8 protein-coding genes are annotated in these 6,000 nt (G+C 74.3%); 5 read left to right on the forward strand and 3 right to left on the reverse strand.

Annotated elements, in window-relative coordinates; all coding sequences use genetic code 11:
- The first annotated feature begins 68 nt into the window (after positions 1–68).
- From ABZ340_RS30170 to ABZ340_RS30180, 3 genes are read left to right on the forward strand one after another with little or no spacing between them, the layout of a single operon-like run.
- On the forward strand, positions 69–779 hold the full coding sequence (locus ABZ340_RS30170) for a hypothetical protein (protein WP_358785020.1): 711 nt from the start codon (positions 69–71) through the stop codon (positions 777–779).
- The gene (locus ABZ340_RS30175) at positions 776–1,072 is read left to right on the forward strand and encodes a BON domain-containing protein (RefSeq protein ID WP_358785021.1); all 297 of its coding nucleotides are present in this window, start codon (positions 776–778) and stop codon (positions 1,070–1,072) included. Before ABZ340_RS30170 ends, ABZ340_RS30175 begins: the two co-directional genes overlap by 4 nt.
- Positions 1,072–1,797, forward strand: a complete 726-nt coding sequence (locus ABZ340_RS30180; RefSeq protein ID WP_358785022.1) for a metallophosphoesterase — start codon at positions 1,072–1,074, stop codon at positions 1,795–1,797. Before ABZ340_RS30175 ends, ABZ340_RS30180 begins: the two co-directional genes overlap by 1 nt.
- Before the next feature lie 65 nt (positions 1,798–1,862).
- Here ABZ340_RS30180 and ABZ340_RS30185 read toward each other — a convergent pair whose 3' ends face one another.
- Positions 1,863–2,495, reverse strand: a complete 633-nt coding sequence (locus ABZ340_RS30185) for a GNAT family N-acetyltransferase (protein WP_358785023.1) — start codon at positions 2,493–2,495, stop codon at positions 1,863–1,865.
- 250 nt (positions 2,496–2,745) lie between these two features.
- Between ABZ340_RS30185 and ABZ340_RS30190 the strand changes: the two genes are divergently transcribed.
- Positions 2,746–3,276, forward strand: coding sequence for a DoxX family protein (locus ABZ340_RS30190; RefSeq protein ID WP_358785024.1), 531 nt, complete (start codon positions 2,746–2,748; stop codon positions 3,274–3,276).
- 30 nt (positions 3,277–3,306) lie between these two features.
- Here the strand turns inward: ABZ340_RS30190 and ABZ340_RS30195 are convergent, their stop codons facing one another.
- Together ABZ340_RS30195 and ABZ340_RS30200 are read right to left on the reverse strand one after the other, a co-directional pair.
- The gene (locus ABZ340_RS30195; protein ID WP_358785031.1) at positions 3,307–4,626 is read right to left on the reverse strand and encodes a hypothetical protein; all 1,320 of its coding nucleotides are present in this window, start codon (positions 4,624–4,626) and stop codon (positions 3,307–3,309) included.
- 62 nt (positions 4,627–4,688) lie between these two features.
- Complete coding sequence (locus ABZ340_RS30200) at positions 4,689–4,817, reverse strand: hypothetical protein (protein ID WP_358785025.1); 129 nt, start codon at positions 4,815–4,817, stop codon at positions 4,689–4,691.
- A 503-nt stretch (positions 4,818–5,320) separates the two neighbouring features.
- Between ABZ340_RS30200 and ABZ340_RS30205 the strand changes: the two genes are divergently transcribed.
- On the forward strand, positions 5,321–5,884 hold the full coding sequence (locus ABZ340_RS30205) for a hemerythrin domain-containing protein (protein WP_358785026.1): 564 nt from the start codon (positions 5,321–5,323) through the stop codon (positions 5,882–5,884).
- The last annotated feature ends 116 nt before the right edge of the window (positions 5,885–6,000 follow it).

The raw sequence follows: 6,000 nt of genomic DNA on the forward strand, positions 1-6,000 counted from the left end.
GTCGTGGCCTCCGGCAGCGGTTCTCCGGGGGCCGGGGAGGACGGCCCGGTCCGGAAAGGGGAGAAGCAATGACGCAGCACGCCGACGACAACGCTCTCGACCAGCGCGCCGGCGTTCCCGAGCTCCGTCTGGCCGCGGGGGATCCCGAGCTCGTCCCCCAGAACGACGTACTCAAGGACGATCTCCCTCTCGACCGCAACCAGGCGATTCTGCAGGCCGCCAAACAGGTCGGCGCGATCCTGAAGAAGAAGGAGCACCCGTTCGCACTGGCGGGCAGCGTCGCCGTGTACGCCCACGGCGGCACCCAGAACCTCCAGCACGACGTCGACTTCTGTATCCGCCCGGAGGACGCCGGGGCCGTCGCCGCGACCCTGCGCGAGGCGGGACTGACGGTCTACACGCCGCCCGAGGACTGGCTGCTGAAGGCGGTCTGCCTCGGCCAGCAGGTCGATCTCATCTTCGAGCTGGCGCACGAGCCGGTCACCCAGGAGATGCTCGACCGGGCCGAGGAACTGTCCGTCGACTCGGTGCTGATGCCGGTTCTGTCGCCGACGGACCTGGTGCGGAGCCTGCTGGCCGCGTTCTCGGAGCACCACTGCGACTTCGGGGCGGTGCTGCCGATCGCCCGCACCCTGCGCGAGAAGATCGACTGGGACGAGGTGCGCCGCGCCTGCGGAGACGCCCCCATGCCCGCCGCGTTCTTCTTCATCCTGGAACGGCTGGAGATCATCCCGCCACACGGTCAGCCGCACGATCAGCCGAAGGAGAACCAGCGATGAGCGACCCCGTCGCCCGCCAAGGGCCCGCAGCGAGCGGGGCGGCCCCCGCCGGCGGCAACGTCGAGTACCGCATCGCCCATCTGCGGGACCGGCTCGCCGCCGAGGAGCTCGGCGAACTCGGCGTACGGGCCGAGGTCCGCGCCGGAGCGGTCGCCGTCACCGGAACGGTGCCCTCCGCGCAGTGCCGCGAGACGCTGCTGCGGATCGTGCACGAGGAGCTGGCCGGGCTGACCGTGCACAGCGACATCGTGGTGGCGGAGACCACCCGCCCCGACCATGCGGAGGAGCTGTGATGATCCGCGTCGCCGCCGTCGGAGACATCCACATGGGGCCGGACAGCCAGGGACTGCTGCGGCCCGCCTTCGAGACCCTGCCCGACTGCGCCGACCTGCTGCTGCTCGCGGGCGACCTGACCCGGCACGGCACGCCGGAGGAGGCCCGGGTGGTGGCCCAAGAGGTGCGCGACCTGCCGGTGCCGGTGGTGGCGGTGCTCGGCAACCACGACCACCACGACGAACAGCCCGAGAAGGTCACCGCCATCCTCCAGGACGCCGGTGTCACGGTCCTGGAGGGCGAGGGCACGGTCGTGGAGTGCGGCGGGCGGCGCCTGGGCGTCGCCGGCACCAAGGGGTTCGGCGGCGGGTTCGTCGGGCGCAGCGCCGGGGAGTTCGGCGAGCCCGTGATGAAGGAGTTCGTCCGCACCACGCGCCGTTCGGCGGACAGCCTGCGCACCGCGCTGGAGGCGCTGGAGCGGCAGGGCTGCGCCGCACGGGTCGCCCTGACCCACTTCTCCCCCGTGCCCGACACGCTCGCCGGTGAGCCGGCCGAGATCCACCCGTTCCTCGGCAGCTACCTGCTGGCCGAGGCGATCGACACCGCCGGTGCCGACCTCGCCGTCCACGGGCACGCCCATCTGGGCACCGAGCACGGCATGACGGCGGGCGGCGTACGGGTGCGCAACGTGGCCCAGCCGGTGATCCGCCGGGCCTTCAACGTCTATCAGCTGCCGGTGGAGTGACGGCGTGTCGGCCGGCACCGGCCGGTGCCGGCCTGTCGGGCACGGTCAGACGCAGACAGACACGGTCAGACGCGGTCGGGTCCGTCCGTGGTGCGTCCGAGGTAGACGACCGGCCCGGGGTCCGGTACGTCGATCTCGTGGAAGCCGAGGCGGTCGTAGAAGGCCCGGGCCGCGGTGTTGGCCGTCACCATGCAGAGGTGGACGGCGGGTACTCCCCTGTCCCGCAGGGCGCGCAGGAAGGTCCGCATCAGCGCGCGGCCGTGCCCCTTGCCCTGCCAGCCGGGCAGCAGGTCGATGTGCAGATGGGCGGGGTGGCCGGCCAGTTGCGGCAGGACCATCCGCTCGGGGTCGTGCAGCAGCGCGGCCATGGCCTCGTCCGGGGTGGCCGGCGGGCCGTCCGGCACCGGGTACCGGTCCGCGACGAGGGGCAGCCACTTGGCGCGGAAGGCCTCGACGAAGGCCGGGGTGTCCGCGGTGCCGAGGATGTAGCCGACCGCCCGGCCCGTGCCGTCGTCCAGCACGAAGGCGAGCTCCGGCTCCAGATGGACGTACGGGGTGGCGAAGATCTGCGGCAGCAGGTTGGGGTCGGCATAGAAGGGGCGGCTGTCCTGGCCGTTGTGCGCGGTGCGGACGCAGATGTCCTCCAGGGCCTGGAGGTCTCCGGGGCGGTAGGGGCGTATCGCGGGAGAGGAGGTCACCGCGCCATCCTGCCCTGCCGGCAGTACCCCTTCAAGGCTCTGGCCAAAGCCTGACACCGCACGTCCCGGCCGTCCGCGGGCCGGGGTCGACCGGCGGGCGGTCGCCGAATGGCGGCAGCACGGCGGGGCACCCGATGATCGCTGCAGGAACGACACCTTGCCCGCCGTAGGACACAACGCCCCGGGCACAACACCCCGAGCACAACGCCTCGGGCACGACACCTTGGGCACGACATCTCTGGAGAGCGCCATGAGTCTTCTGCGTGTGGCCGGCCGTCCGATGCTGGCGTCGATGTTCGTCGCGGGCGGCATGAACTCCGTCCGCAACCCCGAGGCCGTGGCCCCGGCCGCCGAACCCGTCGTCCGCCCGCTGGCCGAACGGGTGGGCCTGTCGCCGGACCGCACCGAGCAACTGGTCCGGCTCAGCGGCGCGGTCCAGGTGGCGGGCGGGGTCCTGCTGGGGCTCGGCCGCTTCCCCCGCCTGTCCGCGCTGGCCCTCGCCGCGACGCTGGTGCCCACGACGCTGGCCGGTCACCGCTTCTGGGAGGCGGACGACCCCGGCGAACGCGCCCAGCAGCGCATCCAGTTCCTGAAGAACCTGTCCATGCTGGGCGGGCTGCTCATCGCGGCCGACGACACGGGCGCCGCCCCGTCCCTGCTGTGGCGCGGCCGGCACGCCGCCAAGGGCGTGCGGCGCGACGCCCGTCTGGTGCGCCGCTCGGTCACCGCGGCCCGCCCGGCCGCGGCCGTGGGCGGCCTCAAGGCGAAGATCGGCTGCTGAGCGGGGATACGGGCGCGAGGCCGGCGGCCGTCACGGCAGGGGCTCCTCGGGGCCGGCGCACAGCAGGTCGAGCGCGAGGGCTGCGGTCCAGGAGAAGTCCCGGGCGCCCCGCGCGGCGCCGGTGACGGGGTCGACGTACTCGGCGAACCCGGAGCGGCCGGCCTCGGCGAGGAAGCCGTGCCGGAGGCGTGCGGCGTCCTGGTGGAAGCCGTGGGTGCGCAGGCCGCGGTGGATCAGCCAGGCGGTGTTGAACCAGGCGGGGCCGCGCCAGTAGCGCTGGGCGTCGAAGGCGTGGCCGGTCAGGTCGTAGCTGGGGACGAGCCGGGTGGCGGGGGCCTGGAAGCACGGGCCGGCGAGCGTGGCGCGCAGTCGGCCGGCGACGGCGTGCGGCAGGTGCGGGACGACGAGCGGGACGAGCCCGCTGACGCTCCGTCCGCCGGCCAGGGTGCCGTCGTGCAGGTCGCGGACGCGGAACACGCCCGCGTCGGCGTCCCACAGCCGCGCCACCAGACACCGGGTCAGGTGCCCGGCGCGGGCGGTGTGCGCGGTGCCGTCCGTGCCGAGGTCACGGGCGATGGCGGCGAGGGCCAGCTCGCCGGCGATCAGCAGGGCGTTGAAGCAGGGGTCCTCCACGGCGAACGCGTGCCGGGCCGCGCGGTCGTCGTAGCCGGCGTCGCGGTAGTCGGCCGCGAGGCGTACGTAGCGGCCGTAGTCGAGGTCGGTGGGCCGGTCGGCGGCGTGGCCGTGGTGCAGGTCGGCGCGGCGGAAGGCGCCGGGCGGGGCCGGTTCGACGCGTCGCAGGGCCCCGTCCCAGCAAGGGCTGTTGTCCATGCCGGGTTCCCAGGGGTGGACGACCGCCGCCAGTCCCCCGCCACCGAGGTCGCGGCGGGTGAGGAGGTAGTCGTGCCAGGCGGCGAGCCGGGGGCGGACACGGGCCAGGAAGCCGCGGCGCCGGGACTCCGCCGGGTCCGCCCGGTGCACCAGCCAGGCCGCCAGGGCGTGCACGGGCGGCTGGACGATGCCGGAGGTCTCCGGGGCGGCCGGGGCGCCCGCCGTCCGCCCGGCGCGGGAGGACTGCCAGAAGTCGGGGCTCGGGAAGTACGCGCCGTGCGGCACGGCCGGGTTGAAGACGATGTGCGGGACGCGGCCGTCGGCCCACTGGGCGGCCAGCAGCGATTCGAGCTCCCGCTGGGCGCGGCGGGCGGAGAGGTGGCGCAGTCCTATGGCGACGAACGCGGAGTCCCAGCTCCACTGGTGGGGGTAGAGGGTGCGGGAGGGCACGGTCGAGGTGCCGGTCCAGTTGCCGGTGAGAACCCGCGCCGCGCCGCGCCGCAGTGCCGGGCGGTCCACGGGCGCGGTGGGCGTGGTGGGCGTGGTGGGCGTGGTCCGGACCGGCCGGTCCGCGAGGGATGTCACGCCTCGGCCCTCTCGGGGAAGCCGGGGACGGAGCGGACGGCCCCGGCGGGGTCACCGGCCGGGGGGCGTTCGAGGGTCGCGTACCCGTCGTGGCCGATGGCGGGCAGGGCGCCGGGGCGGGACACCGCCGGTCCGGGAGTCCGGTGCCGTCGCCCCGGTGGAAGCCGGAGGCCGCCGCCCGGCCGCCGGTGGCCGGGCGCGGGGCCTCGCGCGGGGCCGGGCGGCGATGCCACGTGACGTGGGCCGGTGAATCGGACGACGCGTTCCACGGAGGCTCCGGAAGGGTGCTGGCGTACGGTTACGTCGACGATAGCCCCGCCTTTTGTCTTGTCAACAGGCAAAACTGACGCCGTGACGCGTGCCCGGTTGGCGTAAGCCGGAGCGGGGGCACGCAAGGGCGCGGCGTCGCGCCGGAAAGAGCAGGCGCGCCGGAAGGAGTAGCCGGGAGGGCGGTGCGGGGCCGGATGTGGTCGGGTGGCCCGTGAGGAGCCGGTGCCCGTCCGGGCGGCACGGGCCGTGGCCGCCGGCCCGGGCCGGACCGGTGTTAGCCCGCCCAGGAGGCGGGGACCCGACGCGCGTGGCGGGCCGGAACCGCGGCCCGCCACGATCTGGCTGGAGGTGAGGACACATGGGACACGGCGGAAACGTCATCGACGAGCTGACGACCGATCACCGGGAGGTCGAGGAGCTCTTCGGGAAGATCGAGGCGCTGCCGTCCGGTCACAAGGACCGCAAGCTGTACGCCGACCAGGTCACGATGGAGCTGGTACGGCACTCGGTGGCCGAGGAGGCCTATCTCTACCCGGCCGTCCGGCAGCACGTGGCGGACGGCGACGCCCTCGCGGACAAGGAGCTGGAGGACCACGCCAGGGCCGAGCAGATCATGAAGGACCTGGAGGGCTGCGCGGCGGACGACGCCGACTTCGACCGGCTGGTCGGCATGCTGATGAGCGAGATCCGTGAGCACGTCGCCGACGAGGAGGACAACCTCTTCCCCCGGCTCCGCGCGGCCTGCCCCATGGAGGCGCTCGACGAGCTGGGCGACAAGGTCCGCCAGGCGAAGAAGACGGCCCCGACCCGGCCGCACCCCTCCGCTCCCGACAAGCCTCCGATGAACAAGCTGCTGGCACCCGGCGCCGGGATGGTCGACCGGGTGCGGGACGCGCTGACGGGCCGCGGCAAGCCCGGCTGACGGGGCCGGCGGGACCGACGGCGACTCCGTCGCGAGACCGTCTGTGAGGCGTGTGAAGGGGCGGCCCGGCGCCGGGCCCTTGGGCAGGTCGGCGTAAGGGCAGCGCGGGTGGAAGG

It is taken from the genome of Streptomyces sp. NPDC006134 (assembly GCF_040628835.1).
Taxonomy (GTDB): Bacteria; Actinomycetota; Actinomycetes; order Streptomycetales; family Streptomycetaceae; genus Streptomyces.